The organism is Mammaliicoccus sp. FSL K6-3158 (assembly GCF_038005105.1).
GTDB lineage: Bacteria > Bacillota > Bacilli > Staphylococcales > Staphylococcaceae > Mammaliicoccus > Mammaliicoccus sciuri.
Genome location: NZ_JBBOSL010000001.1, coordinates 484,035 through 502,368 on the forward strand (window position 1 = coordinate 484,035; position 18,334 = coordinate 502,368).

The 18,334-nt window shown below is 34.4% G+C and carries 18 protein-coding genes; 8 read left to right on the top strand and 10 right to left on the bottom strand.

What is annotated here, in order from left to right:
- Window positions 1-286: 286 nt before the first annotated feature.
- The 6 genes from MHH94_RS02190 to MHH94_RS02215 form a co-directional block, all read right to left on the bottom strand.
- Window positions 287-748: a threonine/serine exporter family protein gene (locus MHH94_RS02190; protein ID WP_078355174.1), complete on the bottom strand. Its 462-nt coding sequence runs from the start codon at window positions 746-748 to the stop codon at window positions 287-289.
- Between the two features lie 9 nt (window positions 749-757).
- Entirely contained in the window at window positions 758-1,525 is a 768-nt protein-coding gene (locus tag MHH94_RS02195) for a threonine/serine exporter family protein (RefSeq protein WP_078355173.1), read from the bottom strand.
- Between the two features lie 9 nt (window positions 1,526-1,534).
- Entirely contained in the window at window positions 1,535-2,860 is a 1,326-nt protein-coding gene (locus MHH94_RS02200) for an MFS transporter (protein WP_078355172.1), read from the bottom strand.
- 73 nt (window positions 2,861-2,933) lie between these two features.
- A complete protein-coding gene (locus tag MHH94_RS02205) occupies window positions 2,934-4,283 on the bottom strand; it encodes a protoporphyrinogen/coproporphyrinogen oxidase (protein ID WP_088592172.1) in 1,350 nt (449 codons plus the stop codon).
- 16 nt (window positions 4,284-4,299) lie between these two features.
- Window positions 4,300-5,190 carry a 4-hydroxy-tetrahydrodipicolinate synthase gene (gene dapA, locus MHH94_RS02210; RefSeq protein WP_078355170.1) on the bottom strand — a complete coding sequence of 297 codons (891 nt, stop codon included), beginning with the start codon at window positions 5,188-5,190 and terminating at the stop codon, window positions 4,300-4,302.
- Window positions 5,191-5,208: 18 nt separating this feature from the next.
- A complete protein-coding gene (locus MHH94_RS02215) occupies window positions 5,209-6,696 on the bottom strand; it encodes an aldehyde dehydrogenase family protein (protein ID WP_107603317.1) in 1,488 nt (495 codons plus the stop codon).
- 205 nt (window positions 6,697-6,901) lie between these two features.
- On the opposite strand from MHH94_RS02215, the gene MHH94_RS02220 reads away from it, so the two are divergent.
- Window positions 6,902-7,747: a MurR/RpiR family transcriptional regulator gene (locus MHH94_RS02220; protein WP_232156844.1), complete on the top strand. Its 846-nt coding sequence runs from the start codon at window positions 6,902-6,904 to the stop codon at window positions 7,745-7,747.
- Window positions 7,748-8,044: 297 nt separating this feature from the next.
- Here MHH94_RS02220 and MHH94_RS02225 read toward each other — a convergent pair whose 3' ends face one another.
- A complete protein-coding gene (locus MHH94_RS02225) occupies window positions 8,045-8,728 on the bottom strand; it encodes an LrgB family protein (RefSeq protein WP_058592230.1) in 684 nt (227 codons plus the stop codon).
- Entirely contained in the window at window positions 8,725-9,111 is a 387-nt protein-coding gene (locus MHH94_RS02230; protein ID WP_058592229.1) for a CidA/LrgA family protein, read from the bottom strand. Before MHH94_RS02230 ends, MHH94_RS02225 begins: the two co-directional genes overlap by 4 nt.
- Window positions 9,112-9,261: 150 nt before the next feature.
- Here MHH94_RS02230 and MHH94_RS02235 point away from each other — a divergent pair, with 150 nt between their 5' ends.
- From MHH94_RS02235 to pruA, 6 genes are all read left to right on the top strand, one after another.
- Window positions 9,262-9,948 carry a 2,3-diphosphoglycerate-dependent phosphoglycerate mutase gene (locus MHH94_RS02235; protein WP_058592228.1) on the top strand — a complete coding sequence of 229 codons (687 nt, stop codon included), beginning with the start codon at window positions 9,262-9,264 and terminating at the stop codon, window positions 9,946-9,948.
- A 205-nt stretch (window positions 9,949-10,153) separates the two neighbouring features.
- Window positions 10,154-10,354, top strand: coding sequence for a cold-shock protein (locus tag MHH94_RS02240; RefSeq protein ID WP_025905033.1), 201 nt, complete (start codon window positions 10,154-10,156; stop codon window positions 10,352-10,354).
- A 150-nt stretch (window positions 10,355-10,504) separates the two neighbouring features.
- Window positions 10,505-11,017 (top strand): thioredoxin domain-containing protein, encoded by a 513-nt coding sequence (locus tag MHH94_RS02245; RefSeq protein WP_058592227.1) that lies wholly within the window; start codon window positions 10,505-10,507, stop codon window positions 11,015-11,017.
- 401 nt (window positions 11,018-11,418) lie between these two features.
- Window positions 11,419-12,747 (top strand): amino acid permease, encoded by a 1,329-nt coding sequence (locus MHH94_RS02250; protein WP_058592254.1) that lies wholly within the window; start codon window positions 11,419-11,421, stop codon window positions 12,745-12,747.
- Window positions 12,731-13,633, top strand: coding sequence for a homocysteine S-methyltransferase (gene mmuM, locus MHH94_RS02255; protein WP_107616853.1), 903 nt, complete (start codon window positions 12,731-12,733; stop codon window positions 13,631-13,633). The genes MHH94_RS02250 and mmuM overlap by 17 nt, the downstream gene beginning before the upstream one ends.
- 229 nt (window positions 13,634-13,862) lie before the next feature.
- Window positions 13,863-15,413 carry an L-glutamate gamma-semialdehyde dehydrogenase gene (pruA, locus tag MHH94_RS02260; protein ID WP_107616852.1) on the top strand — a complete coding sequence of 517 codons (1,551 nt, stop codon included), beginning with the start codon at window positions 13,863-13,865 and terminating at the stop codon, window positions 15,411-15,413.
- 318 nt (window positions 15,414-15,731) lie between these two features.
- Here the strand turns inward: pruA and MHH94_RS02265 are convergent, their stop codons facing one another.
- A complete protein-coding gene (locus MHH94_RS02265) occupies window positions 15,732-16,727 on the bottom strand; it encodes an LLM class flavin-dependent oxidoreductase (protein WP_058592224.1) in 996 nt (331 codons plus the stop codon).
- 13 nt (window positions 16,728-16,740) lie between these two features.
- On the bottom strand, window positions 16,741-17,232 hold the full coding sequence (locus MHH94_RS02270) for a GNAT family N-acetyltransferase (protein WP_078355163.1): 492 nt from the start codon (window positions 17,230-17,232) through the stop codon (window positions 16,741-16,743).
- Between the two features lie 105 nt (window positions 17,233-17,337).
- Here MHH94_RS02270 and MHH94_RS02275 point away from each other — a divergent pair, with 105 nt between their 5' ends.
- Window positions 17,338-18,306, top strand: a complete 969-nt coding sequence (locus MHH94_RS02275; protein ID WP_078355162.1) for an ABC transporter substrate-binding protein — start codon at window positions 17,338-17,340, stop codon at window positions 18,304-18,306.
- Window positions 18,307-18,334: the final 28 nt, after the last annotated feature.

The window sequence follows — 18,334 nt, forward strand, 5'->3', positions numbered from 1 at the left end:
ACGGTTTCTTACTTTTTAGATAGAGATGAGTGTTGTTGGAGGTGTGAATATTGCAAGTGAGGTGTGACTAGCAATGTTGGGAGGCTGAGAATTGCAAGTGGGACGTGACTAGCAATGTTGGAGGTGTGAATATTGCAAGTGGGGTGCGACAAGCAATGTTGGGAGGCTGAATATTGCAAGTGGAGCATGACTAGCAATGTTCAGGGCTTCGTATTTATCAAGACAGCCCAAACAAGCAACGTAGCGCCTCTCATATTTCCCATATTAATAGAGAGACTGGCACATTTTATGTACCAGTCTCTCTATTAATATTTACTTTTGTATGATTAATGATTTTGAATATTTGGTCTGCCATTAATAAGCCTACTGCTATAGCGCCCGCTATCAATAATGCTCTAATAAATATATCTACGGCGCTATTAAATTCTAATTCTACTAGTTTCCTTGTTGCTTCAAATGCTATGCCTCCTGGTACTAAAGGGATGATACCAGGAATCATAAATATGATGACTGGGGATTTTAATGTTCTTGCCATGGTGTGACTGATTAAGCCGAGTGTTAAACTGCCTAGCAAACTTGTATAGATGGCATCCATATTTGTACTTTCTAATAATAAATAATTAACGAGATAGCCACAACCACCACCAAAGCCTGCAGCTAAAAATAACTTACGTGGTGCGTCATAAACGAGTGCAAATAGATAAGATGCTAAAAAGCTAAATACAAAGTGTAATATGATAGTTAACATATCAAGCTCCTATAAAATTAAGAATGATGTTGCGACACCTGATCCTATACCAAATGAAGTGACGATGGCTTCTAGCATCTTCGTTGTAAACATGACCATATGCCGGTCGAATAAATCTTGTACGGCAGTCGTAATAAGCACACCAGGTACAATTGGCATGACACAAGATATAATAATAGGGCTTATATCTCCTGTTGCCATCAAGTGGTGACCCCAAATGGCGATAAGACCTATTACAAAGGATCCTATTAGTTCGGGGATAAATAATGTAGGTATTCGCATCTTGATGATTTCAACAATTGAAAAACCAATAGAGCCTGCAATAAAGGCAGGGATGATATCACCAAATTCACCACCAAAAAGATATAAGAAACTGAGAGATATTAAGCCTGATACTAAAGTTTTAAGAAGTAATGGATAATTTTTAGTGTTTAAATCAATATCTTTCAATTTTTTATAAGCTTCTTCTAGGGTGATTTCTTTATTAACGAGTTTGCGTGATATCGTGTTTACATTTGCTATTTTAATCAGATTCGTATTGTTCTTATGAATTCTAATGATTTGAACTTCTGAATTCTGTGATAATGAGAATGTAATAAAAATATTCACGACATAACCGTTACTATGTTGATAACCTAAACTCCTCGCAATACGGTTCATAGTGTCTTCGATTCTAATGGTTTCGGCACTACATTCTAATAAAATTCGACCTGCTAACAATATGACTTTAGTTAAAAGCTTTTCATCAATGTGATTATTAGATGTATCTCGGATCATGCCACACCTCTATCTAATAGAACCTGCTTCTTGTAGATTCATATTTTTAGTTTCTGGGGCCATCATAACAGAAATAACAAATCCTATAAGTAGTAAGAAACCAGCGATATACATTGTATTACTAACACCGAAATTCGTTAATATAACAGGGAAGAAGAATGTACTTATTGCTGATGCTACACGACTAATCGTCGTTGTAAATCCTCCACCTGTACCTCGTATATTAGTTGGGAAAAGCTCATATGGATAAATCCATTGATGACAACCCATAGCTGTGTTGAAAATTCCGTATATGATAAAGAGTAACAGTATAACTATGAATGGTGCATTTAAACCAGATGCATATCCTAATGCAAATAATGCAAGTGTTGAGATTAAGAATGGCCAAATTAATGTTGGTCTTCTTCCATAACGTTCTATTAAATAAAGTGCAGGGATAACACCGATTAAATAGAAGATATTAATAATGGCTGATCCCAAATACTCTTGAGAACCGTCTTGGAATCCAAATTCATAAAGAATAGACGGTATATATGTGCCGATTGCGAATGTTGTCATAACTTGTAAAGACCAGAATGTTGAAACAAAGAACGTCCATTTACCTTGACCATTTCTAAAAATATCTTTGAAGTTCGTCTTTTTATGTCCAGTTGTATCTTTGGAAACAACAACGTTATCACCAAATATTTTTTGGACGATCTGTTCTGCTTCTTCTTTTCTACCTTGTTGTACGAGCCAATGAGGTGATTCTGGCATATTTAATCGCGCAAGTAGTAATAATATGATAGGGAACGCACCACTTAATAGCATCCATCTCCAACTTGTATCTCCAAGAGGTATTAGTAGATACCCAACTAAGAATGAAACAGCATAACCTACAAACCAGAATCCATTAATACCACCGAGTAAAGCACCACGTTTTTTTTGTGGAGAGAACTCACTCATAAGTGAACCGGCAATTGGATAATCCGTTCCTAAAGCGATTCCGATAACAAATCTTAATGCGATTAATTGTACTGGATCAGTTGCGAAAAACTGTAATGTCGTAACAATTGCTAAGACGAGCATATCTAAGATGAACATCTTTTTTCGGCCAATTTTATCTGTGAAGTAACCGCCGAACATACCACCTAGAACCATGCCTGCTAAAGTTGCCGTACCTAATAAACCAATAACTGTAACGGACATATCAAAACTATTTTGCATAACAGCAAGCGCTATTGCGATAATACCTAAACTGTATCCATCAACAAATGTACTTCCACTTGAATAAGCAAAAATCTTCATGTGAAATCTTGAGAATGGCATTTCTTCCATTGTGCAATCTTTATTCATTAAATGTCCTCCTAATATAGACCAGTGCATCATTACTTTTAAAGATAGCGCTTACATAAAGGGGTGAAGGGTTTTATTGATAACTGTATGATAATAAACTGTTAATATCTTGTGCTGCGTTAAAACCTGTTTGAATGGCTGTTTCAGTATATAAAGTACCTAAATAATCGCCAGCTAAATATAATCGATTGTCAGGTTTCGTAAGAATAGGTTGAATTTTAGCTCTTCCCGGGAAGATGTAAGCAGATCCTAATGGAAATTTTTGAACGTGAGCTTCAACAACTTTATCACTGAAACCTGGAAACATTTCATTTAAGTCATTCAAATAAATATCGATAATTTCTTCGTCTGTTTTGTCTAGTAATTTTTGTCCTCTTCCTGCGGGGGAAAATGTCATAAAGGTACTACCTTTAGTTCTATTTTTAGAAAGAGAATGTACAAGGTTAGAGCTATGAATTAATACATCAAATGATTTCTTTGGTGTTGCAAATGAGTATATATCATCCCAAACTTGTTTGCCTGTTTCATTTGTTAAAAATGCTGCGCTTACGTGTGGACCATATTTAATTTGATCTAATGCAGCGCCAACTTCAGGACTGATATTTTTTGCGATTTTTCTAGTGATAGGTGCTGGTGTAGCAAGTACGGCATACCGAGCTTGTACTTCATGTTCTTGTCCATCTTGAACATATTTAACAGTTACTGAATCGTGGTCTTGAATCACTTCTTGTACGTCAGTATTTAGTAGTACGTCGTCGCCAAGTGAACAAGCGATTGTATCTGTTAATGTAGAAGGACCTCCCATAATATTTCGTGATAAACCTTCATCTTTGTTCCAAATCATATGGAAGTATCCTACACCTGCACCTGCAGATATTTGTTCAGGATCGCCAGTTGATCGACTCACGGTCGGTCTGAAAATAGCATCGGCATCAAGCGGTAAATGACCTGTAAAGTCTGTAAAAGTTTTATGGTTCATAAAGTCTAAAATACGTTGTTGTTGAACACTTTTATCTTCTAGACTTTTTTGTTTCGCGATTTTTCCATAGCGTAGAACGGAAGCTCTTACTTTAGCACCAGCTCTAATTAATGCGAAACGGTCTTTCCATGACATATTGACACGGAAAGGATATGTTTCAACAGGTCCGCTTGTGAGTAATTTGCCATTTAAAGACATGGCTGTTAATTTACCTGGGACTGGCATAGAGGAAATGCCGACAGATTTAAATAATTCATCTGTCGCCGAACCAGTTCCTGCGTATACGTGACCGCCCCAGTTTAGCCAATATGAGCCTCTTCGTTCAGACATTACACGTCCACCAACTCTATTTGTTGATTCTAAAAGTAAAATATCATGATGTTTTAATCTCCAAGCGGCGGATAAACCCGCTAAACCTCCGCCTATAATAACGACATCTTTCATTTCCAACACCTTCTTATTATGAGTTTTGATAAAGTTCATTTAATTTTGATGCAATTTTTTCTTTGAATTCTGGTGAAGCAGACACTAATGGTGAGCGGCTAGGTCCACCAGGTAATCCGATTGCTTCTAGTCCTGCTTTTACAGTGCCTGGAATAACTTCTTCTTCTATTAAATTATATAAAGGGATGAGTTCTTTATTTAATTCAGCTGCTTCTTTTATGTTGTTTTCTTTCACGATCAAATCATAAAGTTTAACAATTTTATCTGGCACTAAATTATGGACGACACCAATTGCACCAACACCACCTGAAGCAAGTGTCGCTAGTATTAAATCTTCAAATCCTGTTAATAATGAGAAGCGGTCATTATCTTTTGTCAGATTTAATAATTTAGATGTATGTACACCGTCTGCTGTATTCTTAATACCAACTATTCCATCTAATTGACTGATTTCATGTATAAGTTCTGGAGATAGCTCGATACCTGTAGCATCTGGGTAATGGTAAATAACGATACCGATTTTGCTGTTTTCAGTGACAGCTTTGTAATGATTTAAGATACCTTCGTCACTCGTTGCCATATAATATGGATTAATGACTAAAGCACTTGATACGCCAGCTTCTTCAGCAAATTGAGTTAATTTAATTGTATCTTCAGTACTATGACAGCCTGTTCCAGCCATTACTGGAACACGTGCGTCGACTGTATCACATACGAATTGAATCACTTGTTGACGTTCTTCTAGTGACATTAAAGAATATTCACCAGTACTTCCGCCAACTAGAACACCATGAACACCGTTTTTGATAACATGTTCGATTAACTGAGCAAGGCCGTCATAATCGATGACGCCGCCTTCTTTCATTGGAGTAGGTAATGCAGGTATAACACCATATGGTTTAAACATAATAAGCACCTCTTTAATTTATTTTTGTTGCATATTCACGTAAACACTTTTAACTTCTGTATAATTACTTAATCCATATTCGCCGCCCATTTCTCGACCAATACCAGATTGTTTATAGCCACCAAATGGCATTGTTTCTAATTCCAATCCAACATCATTGATCCAAACAGTACCAGATTGGAGTTTGCCAGAAATGTAATGCGCTTTTCTAATATTTTCTGTCCATACACTTGCTGCTAATCCGTATTCGCTGTTATTCGCTTTTTCGATGGCTTCTTCAACTGTATCGAATATTAAGATAGACATAACTGGACCGAATATTTCTTCGCGAGCGATTGTCATATCATCCGTAACATCAGCAAATATCGTTGGTGGTACATAATATCCTCTATCAAATGATTGAATGCCGCCTGTTACAAGTGTTGCACCTTCATCAATACCAGATTGAATATATTGTTGAACGGTATTTTGTTGTTTTTGAGAAACAAGTGGCCCCATATCAGTATCACTATTTAAACCAGGACCGAGTTTAGTTTCTTCAGCAAGTTTCTTAACACCTGCTACAACTTTGTCGTAAACATTTCTTTGAACATATATTCTTGTACAAGCACTGCAATTCTGACCATGGTTATACATCGTACCGTTATAAGCGCCTGTAATAGCTTCTTCTAAATCTGCATCTTCTAAAATAATAGAAGGGGATTTACCACCAAGTTCTAACGTTACGTTTTTAACTTGATCGGCAGCTTGTTTCATAACATTCTTTCCGACTTCTGTAGAACCTGTAAATGCAATTTTGTCGACTTTTTCATGCTTGATTAATGCTTCACCAGCAATGCGACCACTACCTGGAACAACGTTTACAACACCATCTGGGAAACCTGCTTCTTTAAATAATTGAGCTACATAAAGTAATGAAAGTGGTGTTTCTGTAGCAGGTTTAATTACAACTGTACATCCTACTGCTAAAGCGGCACCTAATTTCCATGCCGCCATTAACAATGGGAAGTTCCATGGAATAATTTGTCCTGCAACACCAATTGGTTCGTGAAGTGTGTAGTTAACATAGTCAGGTGAAACTTGTGTTGTCTTACCAGAAATCTTAGTTGCAAAGCCTGCATAGTATTCAAATTGTTGTACAGTTCCGCCAACATCATCACTAAGTGCGATGTGATAAGGCTTACCGTTATCTAAAGATTCTAGTTGTGCAAGTTCTTCACGATTTTCTTCAACAAGTTGAGCAAACTTATAAATCAGCTGAGAACGTGTATGCGCTTCCAAATTTGTCCATGAACCATGATCAAAAGTCTCTCTCGCTGCATTGACAGCAATATCGATATCTTTTTCATTCGCTTCATGAACCGATGCTATTTTTTCTTCTGTAGCGGGGTTGATAACATCAAACGTTTTCCCTTCAGAAGATTGAACATACGATCCGTTAATATATAAACCTATGTCTTGTTCTAAAAATACTTTTACTTTCGGTTTTAAACTTTGTGTTGCCATATCAAAATAACCTCCTGTTTTTATATTTTGATTATTTAGAATCTTAACACTAGTTTGAAACAATGTAAACCCTTTCATTTAAAAAGGGAATTTTTATGTTCTAAAATGGTATAATATTACATTGTTGTGAAGGGTGAAATTGATTTAAGAAGTTATTATCGTTATGATGAAGATAAATAAAGTGGGTATGAGGTGATTTATGAGTATGGACAATCAACATACGATTAAACTGAAATTAATCGACATTAAAGATCAATTACCGAAAAAACAAAAAAAGTTATGTGATTATATTCTTAAAAATTTTCAATCACTAGGACTTGTTACAATAAAAGAGTTGTCTCAAGATGCAGATGTTGGGATTTCTACAGTCATGAGAACTTTGAAAGCAATCGGATATGAAAATTTTAATGATTTCAAAAAAGATATTTATGAAGAAGTAATGCCGTCAGAGTCAACATGGGTTATGCAAACATCACTGATGGATTCAGTAGAAAAGAATAAAACGCTCGTTGATGTATGGGATAAAAGTGTTGAATTATTAAATAAGTCTTACAACGAAGAGTTGGATGAATATTTCAAAGATGCTGTGAAACTTATGAAAGAAGCGGAAATGATTGGAATCATTGGGACGCGACCATATAAAGCAGCGTCATTATATTTAGAGCAGTTACTAGGGGAATTTACGAATCAAATTGCGCAATTAAGTCATGATACAGAAACCGTAATTGATAAAGTATTACAAATGGGCAATCGTGATTTAATCGTTATGTTCGCTTTTGAACCTTACTCTCAATTAGTGTCGAAAGTAGCAAAAATAGCTCATAATAATCAAGTGCCAATACTGTTAATAACAGATTATGATTCATGTCCAATCGTTCAGTATGCAAGCGAAACACTGAAATTAGCAGTAAGTAAAAATCACTTTTCAATATTGCCAATCATCGCATTGATAGACGCTATCGTTATCGAAATGGGTAAATATAAATCTGAGCAATCCGTCGACAAACTAAAACGATTAGAAAAAACACTAAAAGACTACGATATTATATAAAGAATGGTTATAGAGAAAGAGTGAGACATAATGTTCATGTCTCACTCTTTTCATTTTTGGTGATGATGGAGGCTGAACATTGCAAGTGAGGCGTGACAAGCAATGTTCAGGACCTCGTATTTATAAAGACTGGTGAAACAAGATAAATAGGCGCCTCGTATTTATCAAGACTGGTGAAACAAGATAAATAGGCGCCTCGTATGTTGCAAGACTCCTCAAACAAGCAACATAGCACCTCATACAGACCTACAAACTCACTACAGCCTCTATCTTTGTATAATCTTCATCTCTAAATTTTCAATATACTAGTATAACAAACAATGGTATCACGACTGAGCTGATTAAGGCTGTTAGAATCATGCCGATTGAACTGAAGGCTGCTGATTCGATATCAGTTTCTAATATTTTGGCTGTTCCAATAGCATGTGATGCATTGCCATAAGTGAGTCCTTTGGCAATGGATGTTTGGAATTTTGCTATTTTGATAAGATATGATCCCAACATACTTCCAATTAATCCTGTACCTATAATAAACAACACGGCTAAGCTATCTATTCCGCCAATTTGTTGTGATACTTGTACACCGACTGCTGCTGTTATAGATCTTGGCAACAATGATGCAATCATTTCTTTCGAATAACCGAATATATTTAAAATCGTAAACATTAAAATAATATTAATCGTTATCCCAACTAATACACTTGTGATAATGACTTTAAAATGTTGAACAATCATTTTTCTATATAAATAAAGTGGATATGCTAAACAGACAACTGTGCAATTTAAAAAGTCATAAATCCATTGACCCCCTACCATATAGTCGTTGTAATTATATCCAAACAACACAAGTACGCATATAATTGCAATGGATGAAACGAGTGCAGGATGTAGGATGGCAATCTTGAATTTTTTATGTATAAATAATGCAAATATGTACATGACAATTGTTAAAAGAATCATTAAAAGTCCTTTAATCATCATGATTGATCACCACTTTCTTCTATATGATTCCTTTTTAACATTTTCTCAGCTATGTATCCTGATGAGAGTGCAACAATGCATGTACTTGCGATGACTAATACAATTAAAAAGATAAATTGCGCGTTTATTTGGTTAACTAAATTCATAGCACCAACGATTGATGGAATGAAAAAGAAAATCATCGTACTTAATAATAAATTTGCACCGTCTTTAATCCACTCTTCTTTTATAATTTTAAATTGTAATAATAAGAAAAGTATCACAAGTCCGATAATACTACCTGCAATAGGTATGTTTAATGTTTCTTGTATCCAACTACCTAGTACGGTAATAAAATAAATCATACATATTTGGAGTATGATTTTTATGAATTTATAAATCATGACAACTCAATCCTTTTAACATTTTATGATGATATTTATTATAGAACTGATTTGGATATTTTGAAATGCTATCGGAAGGTCTTTTTATTTTTAAAAATTTACAATTAGTGGTTCAATAGACTTAACAATTAAAAGATTGGAGCGAATCATATGCCAAAATTAATTTTATGTCGACATGGGCAAAGTGAATGGAATGCGAAAAATTTATTTACAGGTTGGGCAGATGTAGAGTTATCAGAGCAAGGGTATAATGAAGCGAGAATCTCAGGTGAAAAATTATTAAAGCAAAATATCGAAATAGATGTTGTGTATACATCACTTTTAACAAGAGCAATTGAAACCACATATTTATTATTGAAGTATTCTCACCAACTTTGGATACCTGTTTACAAAACGTGGCGCTTAAATGAGCGTCACTATGGTGGTCTTCAAGGTAAAAATAAAGATCAAGCACGTGAAGAATATGGTGAAGAACAAGTTCATATATGGAGACGTTCTTATGATACAAGACCTCCAGAAGCGGATGAAAAGTTACGAGAAGAATACTTGAATGATAGAAGATATGAAATGTTAGATAGAAGAATCATGCCTGTTACAGAAAGTCTTAAAGATACATTGGATAGAGTTATTCCATATTGGATAGATCATATTTCAACAAGTTTATTAAACCATCAAACGACTTTAGTTTCTGCACATGGTAATTCTTTAAGAGCACTTATTAAGTATTTAGAAGATATTCCAGACGATGAAATTTCAAACTTAGAAATCAAAACAGGCGCACCCTTGATATATGAATTAGATGAATCATTAAAAGTGATAGACAAGTATTATGTATAGGTTTTAGCACATGATAAAAGTAAAATAAAAGTTTAATTTAACTTAAAGCTTTACTTTCAATCATTTATAGCGTATAGTGGGTAGCAAGTGATATTTCGAGATTAAATTAATTGGTAGTTTTATTCATAGTTAATAAAGTCCATTTAAGTTTGAAGATTGATTATTGCAAATATACGTGCAAAAGCACAATAGGAGGACTTTTATTATGAATAAAGGTACAGTAAAATGGTTTAACGCAGAAAAAGGTTACGGATTTATCGAAGGAGAAAATGGTAACGACGTATTCGTACATTTCTCATCTATCCAAACTGAAGGTTACAAATCATTAGACGAAGGTGCTTCAGTTACTTTCGATATCGAAGAAGGACAACGTGGACCTCAAGCAGTTAACGTTATCAAAAACTAATATTTAACCATTAGTTAAACACTTCATAACTTTGTTATGAAGTGTTTTTTTGTATATCTTAAAATTGGTGAACAATTCTGAATATAATCATTCGCTTTATCGGCTGTGAAATGGTTAAATAAGTATAACAACATATAGGAGGTAAACGTTATGACAAAAATCCAACATTTAACAGTAGGAAGCAAAGACGCAAACATAACAATAGAGGCATTTATTAATTTTGCATGCCCATATTGTTTAAATTATTTTGCAGCAGCTGACGAAGTTTTAGAACCTTATATTAATGAGAATAAAGTACAATATATCGTCAAGCATTTTGATAAGACGAAACAAAGACTGCTCAAAGGAACTGTTGCGAATATTTATTTGGATTACTATGACCCCGAAGAAAGTTTTAAAATAGTAAGACACCTATATGAAACACAAGACGAATGGACATTGAATTTTGAAACGATAGAAAGAAAAATGGAACATGAATTAGGATTATCACCACAAAAAAATGCAGACGATCGATCCTTAGCCATTATGCAAGAAACATTTGAAAGAGGGATTAAAGGCGTGCCAACCGTTTTTATAAATGATGAAAAATTTGAATTTAATCCTGTAGAAGATGATAAAGAGACGATACAAGAAAAATTAAGAAATGCATTAGAAGGTATATGATGAAGTGGTGAGAACGCACGAAGACTGAGAGATTTCGTGCGCAAAGGTACGAAATCAAGGTGTAACGCACGAAGACTGAGAGATATAGTGCGCAAAGGTACAAAATCAGGGTGTAACGCACGAAGACTGCAAGATATAGTGCGCAAAGGTACGAAATCAAGGTGTAACGCACGAAGACTGCAAGATATAGTGCGCAAAGCTACAAAATCAGGGTGTAACGCACGAAGACTTCTGACCTAAAACCTTTGTATAGTATGCTATAAAAACCATACTATACAGAGGTTTTTTTATATTTACAGAAAATTATAAGTTGACTGAATTATTCGAAAGATATAAAATTGAAGATATTTTTAATTTTAGAGAGAAGGTATATCGTGTCAAATCAGTCATATAAACGTGATATGAAACAACGACATATTATGTTATTAAGTTTTGGTGGTGTAATTGGGACAGGGTTATTTTTAAGTTCTGGTTATACATTGCAACAAGCGGGTCCATTAGGTACGATGTTATCTTATGTGGTTGGTGCTATTCTCGTGTATCTCGTTATGCTATGTCTCGGACAATTAGCGATTGAACATCCGGTGACAGGTGGATTTCATGTATATGCTTCAAAATATATACATCCTTCAATAGGATATATAGTCGCTTGGTTTTATTGGTTAACATGGACAGTAGCACTTGGTTCTGAATTTACGGCAGTGGGTATTTTAATGCAGAAGTGGCTACCGGATGTACCTGTATACATATTTTCAAGTATTGCGATTATACTTGTCTTAGCTTTTAATATTGTATCTACGAAATTCTACGCTGAAGTTGAATTTTATTTTTCTTTAGTGAAAGTCTTAGCTATCATACTGTTTATTTGTTTAGGTGCCCTCACTTTATTCGGGCTTATTCACTACAATGGTTATAGCGGTCTAGATACAATTAAATCACGATATACGAATCCAACATTTCCAAATGGTTTAGGCGCCGTATTCTTAACGATGTTAGCTGTTAATTATGCATTTAGTGGTACTGAACTGATAGGTATTGCAGCAGGTGAAACGAAAAATCCTAAAAAAGTAATTCCGAAAGCAATTAATGCAACGTTATGGCGATTAATCATTTTCTTCATTGGAACGATGGTTATTATTTCTATTCTCATACCGAGTTATCAAGGGAAATCATTAGAAAGTCCATTTGTTGTTATCTTTCAAAATATGGGTATCCCGTATGCTGGTGATATTATGAATTTAGTCATTATTACCGCATTATTATCAGCGGCCAATTCAGGGTTATATGCAGCTAGTCGAATGGTTTGGAGTCTTTCAAATGAAGGCATGTTCCCTAAATATTTTAAGAAACTAAACAAACATCAAATGCCGATACGCGCTACTATTTTTAGTATGTGTGGTGGTTTACTGGCATTATTCTCAAGTATTTATACTGCGGATACATTATATATCGTACTTGTTTCTATAGCAGGTTTAGCTGTCGTAATAGTATGGATGAGTATTTGTTTATCTTATTTCAATGCGAAACGAGCAAATAAACATTTGAAAATTCATCAAAGTGTACCAATCATTGGCTTTATACTTTGTTTAGTGTCATGTATTGGTATGATTTTTGATCCGAACCAATCACCAGCATTATATTTCGGTATTCCGTTTGCGATTATTGCGATTGTATTTTATTTTGTAAAATATCATAAAAAGGACGGTCAGATCATTGAGACTTCTGAATAAAATTAAACAAGAACGCACTTTAGTATTAGATGGTGGATTAGCCACAACATTAGAAGGTTATGGATGTGATTTGAATTCGTCATTATGGTCTAGTGAAGTAATCATTCATGAACCTAATAAAGTGAAACAAGCGCATCAAGCATTTACAGATGCAGGTGCTGATATTGTATTAACAAGTACTTATCAAGCAAGCTTTGCTACATTTGAATCTATTGGTATGCAAACGTCAGAAATAAAACATTTATTTGATGTTGCTGTCGAACAAATAAAAGCATCTGTGACAGATGAACAAGTTATAGTAGGCAGTTTAGGCCCATACGGCGCATATTTAAGTGATGGCTCAGAATATACTGGAGCATATGAAGTATCTATAGAAGATTATATCGACTTTCATCAAGCACGTATTCAAGCACTTATTGATAGAGGTATATATGATTTTGTATTTGAAACTGTGCCTAACTTTAATGAAATTAAATCAATCGTTGAACATATCATTCCTCAATATTCAGATGACATCACATTCTGGATATCATGTACCGTAAGTGATGAAGGTAATCTATCCGATGGTACTGAATTTGAGACAGTGTGCCAATATATTAAAGGCTATGAAGAGCGACTACCTGTATTTGGCGTGAATTGTTCAAAGATTGAAAGTGTTGATAAAGCAATTAAAAAGGGATTAACAGCATTACCACAAGTCATTGCTGTTTATCCGAATGGTGGTAAGACATTTGATCCAGTAGAAAAAGTTTGGGTAGGTCAAGGAGATCATGCATTGCTTGCTCAAAAGTCTAAAGAGTGGATACCGCAAGGCGTTCAAATAGTAGGTGGATGTTGTGAAACAACGCCACAAGATATTCAACACATACATCAAGCTATTAAATAAAGTGTATAATTTCTCTATTTGAGTAATGATGAGGCATCTTGAGATGTCTCATCATTTTTGTATGTGTGACTCTCTAAAGTACTGCTGTTATAGGGATTATAAGATTTTTGAATAATAATCATTTTTTTATGAAAGCCCTTTACTTGATAATTTTTAAAATACAATAGTAAAATGTTTTATAAGAGGTATTTATCTCTTATTAGGTTTATATTTTTAGGAGGTATGAAGGATGGTAGTAGAATTTCACAATGAACCAGCAACAGATTTTACAAATCAAGAGAATCAACAAGCGTTTAAAGATGCATTAATAAAAGTTAAATCTGAATTTGGGAAAGAAATTCCTCTAGTAATTAATGGTGAGAAGATTTATACAGATGATAAGTTTGAATCTGTAGATCCAGCAAACCACCAACAAGTACTAGGTACAATTTCAAAAGCTTCTAAAGAACAAATTGACCAAGCGATGGAAGCGGCTAAAGAAGCCTATAAGACTTGGAGAAAATGGTCTCATAAAGAAAGAGCCGAATTATTAATTAGAGTTTCTGCAATCATTCGCAGAAGAAAACATGAACTTTCTGCATTAATGGTTTATGAAGCAGGTAAGCCATGGAATGAAGCAGATGGAGATACAAATGAAGGTATTGATTTTATTGAATATTATGCGCGTTCTATGATGGAATTGGCTAATGGTAAGCCAGTCTTTGATAGAGAAGGGGAGCATAACCAATATATTTATAAACCAATGGGTCCTGGTGTTACAATTCCACCTTGGAACTTCCCATTTGCAATTATGACAGGTACGACAGTTGCACCTATTATTGCAGGTAATACAGTATTACTTAAACCAGCAGAAGATACACCATTAATTGCATATAAATTAATGGAAATTTTAGAAGAAGCAGGTCTTCCAAAAGGCGTTGTAAACTTTGTACCAGGTGATCCGAAAGAAATCGGTGATTACTTAGTCGATCATAAAGATACGCACTTTGTAACATTTACAGGTTCAAGAGCAACAGGTACACGTATCTTTGAAAGAGCAGCTAAAGTTCAAGAAGGCCAAAACTTCTTAAAACGTGTTATCGCTGAAATGGGCGGTAAAGATGCAATTATAGTTGATGAAAATACAGATACTGATTTAGCAGCTAAAGCAATTGTAGATTCTGCATTTGGCTTTTCTGGTCAAAAATGTTCTGCATGTTCAAGAGCAATCGTGCACAAAGATGTTTATGATGAAGTTCTAGAAAAATCAATCGCATTAACAAAAGAACTTTCAATTGATCACACAGAAGGCGGTTCTGATGTATACATGGGACCAGTTATTAATAAAAAACAATTTGATAAAATTAAAAATTATATCGAAATTGGTAGTAAAGAAGGTAAGCTAGAAGTTGGCGGTAAGACTGATGACAGTAAAGGTTATTTCGTACATCCAACAATCATTTCTGGACTTAAATCAAGTGATCAAATTATGCAAGAAGAAATTTTCGGACCAGTTGTTGGCTTCACTAAAGGCGATAACTTTGAAGAATTATTAGAAATTGCTAATGACACAGATTACGGATTAACAGGTGCAGTCATTACAAATAATCGTGAACATTGGAGACAAGCATGTGAAGATTATGACGTAGGTAACTTATACTTGAACAGAGGTTGTACATCAGCAGTAGTAGGTTATCATCCATTCGGAGGCTTCAAAATGTCAGGAACAGATGCTAAGACAGGTAGCCCAGACTATATGCTAAACTTCTTAGAACAAAAAATCTTATCAGAACAATTCTAGTATAGATTAAGAGAACCTGAGGCACACGATGTGCCTCAGGTTCTTTCTTTTTGATGCGTATTTTGATTTGTTAGGGACAGAATTCCGAGAAATGTCCGTAAGAGGAGCAGTTAGGGACAGAATTTCGAGAAATGTCTCTAAGAGGTGTCGTTAGGGACAGAATTCCGAGAAATGTCCGTAAGAGATGTCGTTAGGGATAGAATTTCGAGAAGTGTCTCTAAATGAGCGCTCATCTATCAACCAGAATTCAGAATAATGGAAGTTACATCCCAGCACAGATCTCAATACACATCCCAAATCTTCTCCAGCAAATCTCATTTATGCCAAGATTTCTTCTGCTAGTAATTGATATGATTTTTTCTTAGCTTCGAAATCATAAATATTTGTTATAATCATAAATTCGTTAGTTTGATATTCTTCTGCTAGTTGATTAAGTTGCTTTCTTACTGTTTGTGGTGAACCTATAATACTTCTTTTTCGATTCGTCTTAATGAGTTCTAATTCTTCTTCTGTATAATCGTCTATATTGATTTCTTCTGGTGGTTGAACTTTTGTTCCTAATCCTTTACCTACGTTTAATAACCATTTGTCTTGTGAAATGGCTAATTGTTCTGCTGCTTCGTCTGTCTCTGCGCATACTACAAAAATACAAACAATGGCTGTTGGTTCTTTCATATTAACGGATGGTATAAAGTCTTCATAATAGCGCTTTATTGCGATTTCTTTATATTTAGGATTAATAAAGTGACCGAATACAAATCCAATTCCTAGTTGTGCTGCGTTTCTAGCACCATTTTCAGTTAAACCTAATAACCACATACTTGGTGGATTGTCTATGCGTGGTCCTGCTTTAACGAGTCTAAATTTATGATCTCTAGGTAACGAGTTATGCAAGAATCCTTGTAAGTCAGATGCTTGTCTGTAAAAGTCTTCAATGGGTTTAATATGATCATCAGTTAAAGCTTTTTGTGTAATTGGAGAACCACCTGGTGAATTACCAAATCCTAAGTCGATACGGTTAGGAAATAATGCAGATAAAGTCTTACCGTTCTCTGCAATTTTATAAGGGTTATATTGTGGTAATAATATGCCACCAGAGCCAACTCGAATATGTTTAGTTGAAGCTGCAATTTGAGTCATCAAGATTTCTGGTGATGAACTTGCAAGACCACTCGTATTGTGGTGTTCAGCAACCCAATATCTGTGATAACCTAACGACTCAGTCCATTGTGCTAATGCGATAGTATTTTGTAATGTTTCTTCAGGCGTACTTCCTTTAGAAATGGGTGCTTGATCTAATACACTTAATTTCACGTTATAACGCTCCTTATAATTGACGTTTGTATTTTAATGAAATGTAGTTTTCATTTTCTGGTAGAGTATACATTGGTTTTTCATATTGGTATTTAAATTCTTTGGCTTCATAAAAAGGAATTCCCATATGGTTTCCTTTACTTACTGAAACCCATTGTTCTGTGGCACCTCTTCTTATTTGATCTTCTGTAATAATATTTAATAAACACGAACCGATGCCTTCTCGTTTACGCGTTGGATCCAAGTATAGGACATATAATTCAGAGATATGTGGTTCTCTAAAACCGCCGCCACCAGCGCCAACAATTTGTCCATTATCTTCAGCAACAAACCATCCATTCCAATATTGATCAATATGCGTTATTTCGTTAGAAACCCGTTGTTCATTATAAAATTCTTTAATAATTTGTGTGATGTATTTTTCAGGTAGTATATCTTTATATGTCACATGATATCCATCAGAACAAACTTTTATAATACCTTGTACATCATTAATTGTGGCCATTCTATACTCCATATGTATCACCTTCATAATTTATTTAATTCTAGTATATCTTATCTTTAAAAATTTTAAGCATTTTTGCTTATGTGTCTGGTTATTTTTTAGAAAATGTATATAATTGATAATGTATATCAATTAGAAAGTGGGAAGCATAATTTGAAAAAGCTTATTATAGGATTGTTAAGTTGTATTTTACTTCTAAGTGCATGCTCAAATAGTTCAAATGATACGAAAAAGTCAGAATCGAATGAAACAAAAGATTACAAACTAGAGAACGGGAAAACGATTCAAGTTCCAAAAAAACCTAAGAAAATTGCTGTCTTAACAGCTTTTTATGTAGGGGATTTTATTGAATTAGGTATTAAGCCAATTGCTGTTCCGGATTGGGCAAAGGAATCATCTATTATTAAACCACATTTAGATGGTGTAGAATTCGTTGGTGATGGGAATGTTGAGCAAGTAGCGAAACAGAAACCGGATTTAATTATTGCGGATTCAATGGATAAAAATCTTAAAAAATATCAAAAAATTGCACCGACTGTTCCTTATACTTATACAAAGTATAACCATAAAGAAATTTTAACAGAGTTAGGGAAGTTAACTGGTAAAGAAGATAAAGCTAAAGATTGGATCGACAAGTGGAATAAAGAAACAGCTAAAGATAAAAACGAGATTCAAAGTAAAGTTGGCGATTCAACTGCATCAGTATTTGAACCAGACTCCAAAGAAATCTTTATATATGAAAGCACGTGGGGACGTGGATTAGACATTGTACATGATGCATTTGGTATGCCAATGACTAAAGAATATGAAGCTAAAGTTAAAAAAGGCGGAAAAGGTTATGAATCTATTTCTAAAGAAGAAATATCAGATTATGCCGGAGACTATATCTTCTTAAGTAAACCATCATACGGTAACTTTGATTTTGAAAAAACAGCAACTTGGAAAAACTTAGACGCTGTAAAAAATGACAGAGTTATTACGTATAAAGCAGAAGATTATTGGTTTACAGATCCACTTACATTAGAACAACTTAGAGTAAAACTTAAAAAAGAAATTCTTAAAAAAGCTGAATAATATAACGGGATTCCAGTATAGATGAACC

Coding starts and splice junctions, on each gene's coding strand:
- MHH94_RS02190 (WP_078355174.1), bottom strand. CDS start 748: ATGTTAACTATCATATTACACTTTGTATTTAGCTTTTTAGCATCTTAT.
- MHH94_RS02195 (WP_078355173.1), bottom strand. CDS start 1,525: ATGATCCGAGATACATCTAATAATCACATTGATGAAAAGCTTTTAACT.
- MHH94_RS02200 (WP_078355172.1), bottom strand. CDS start 2,860: ATGAATAAAGATTGCACAATGGAAGAAATGCCATTCTCAAGATTTCAC.
- MHH94_RS02205 (WP_088592172.1), bottom strand. CDS start 4,283: ATGAAAGATGTCGTTATTATAGGCGGAGGTTTAGCGGGTTTATCCGCC.
- dapA (WP_078355170.1), bottom strand. CDS start 5,190: ATGTTTAAACCATATGGTGTTATACCTGCATTACCTACTCCAATGAAA.
- MHH94_RS02215 (WP_107603317.1), bottom strand. CDS start 6,696: ATGGCAACACAAAGTTTAAAACCGAAAGTAAAAGTATTTTTAGAACAA.
- MHH94_RS02220 (WP_232156844.1), top strand. CDS start 6,902: ATGGACAATCAACATACGATTAAACTGAAATTAATCGACATTAAAGAT.
- MHH94_RS02225 (WP_058592230.1), bottom strand. CDS start 8,728: ATGATGATTAAAGGACTTTTAATGATTCTTTTAACAATTGTCATGTAC.
- MHH94_RS02230 (WP_058592229.1), bottom strand. CDS start 9,111: ATGATTTATAAATTCATAAAAATCATACTCCAAATATGTATGATTTAT.
- MHH94_RS02235 (WP_058592228.1), top strand. CDS start 9,262: ATGCCAAAATTAATTTTATGTCGACATGGGCAAAGTGAATGGAATGCG.
- MHH94_RS02240 (WP_025905033.1), top strand. CDS start 10,154: ATGAATAAAGGTACAGTAAAATGGTTTAACGCAGAAAAAGGTTACGGA.
- MHH94_RS02245 (WP_058592227.1), top strand. CDS start 10,505: ATGACAAAAATCCAACATTTAACAGTAGGAAGCAAAGACGCAAACATA.
- MHH94_RS02250 (WP_058592254.1), top strand. CDS start 11,419: ATGAAACAACGACATATTATGTTATTAAGTTTTGGTGGTGTAATTGGG.
- pruA (WP_107616852.1), top strand. CDS start 13,863: ATGGTAGTAGAATTTCACAATGAACCAGCAACAGATTTTACAAATCAA.
- MHH94_RS02270 (WP_078355163.1), bottom strand. CDS start 17,232: ATGGCCACAATTAATGATGTACAAGGTATTATAAAAGTTTGTTCTGAT.
- MHH94_RS02275 (WP_078355162.1), top strand. CDS start 17,338: ATGTATATAATTGATAATGTATATCAATTAGAAAGTGGGAAGCATAAT.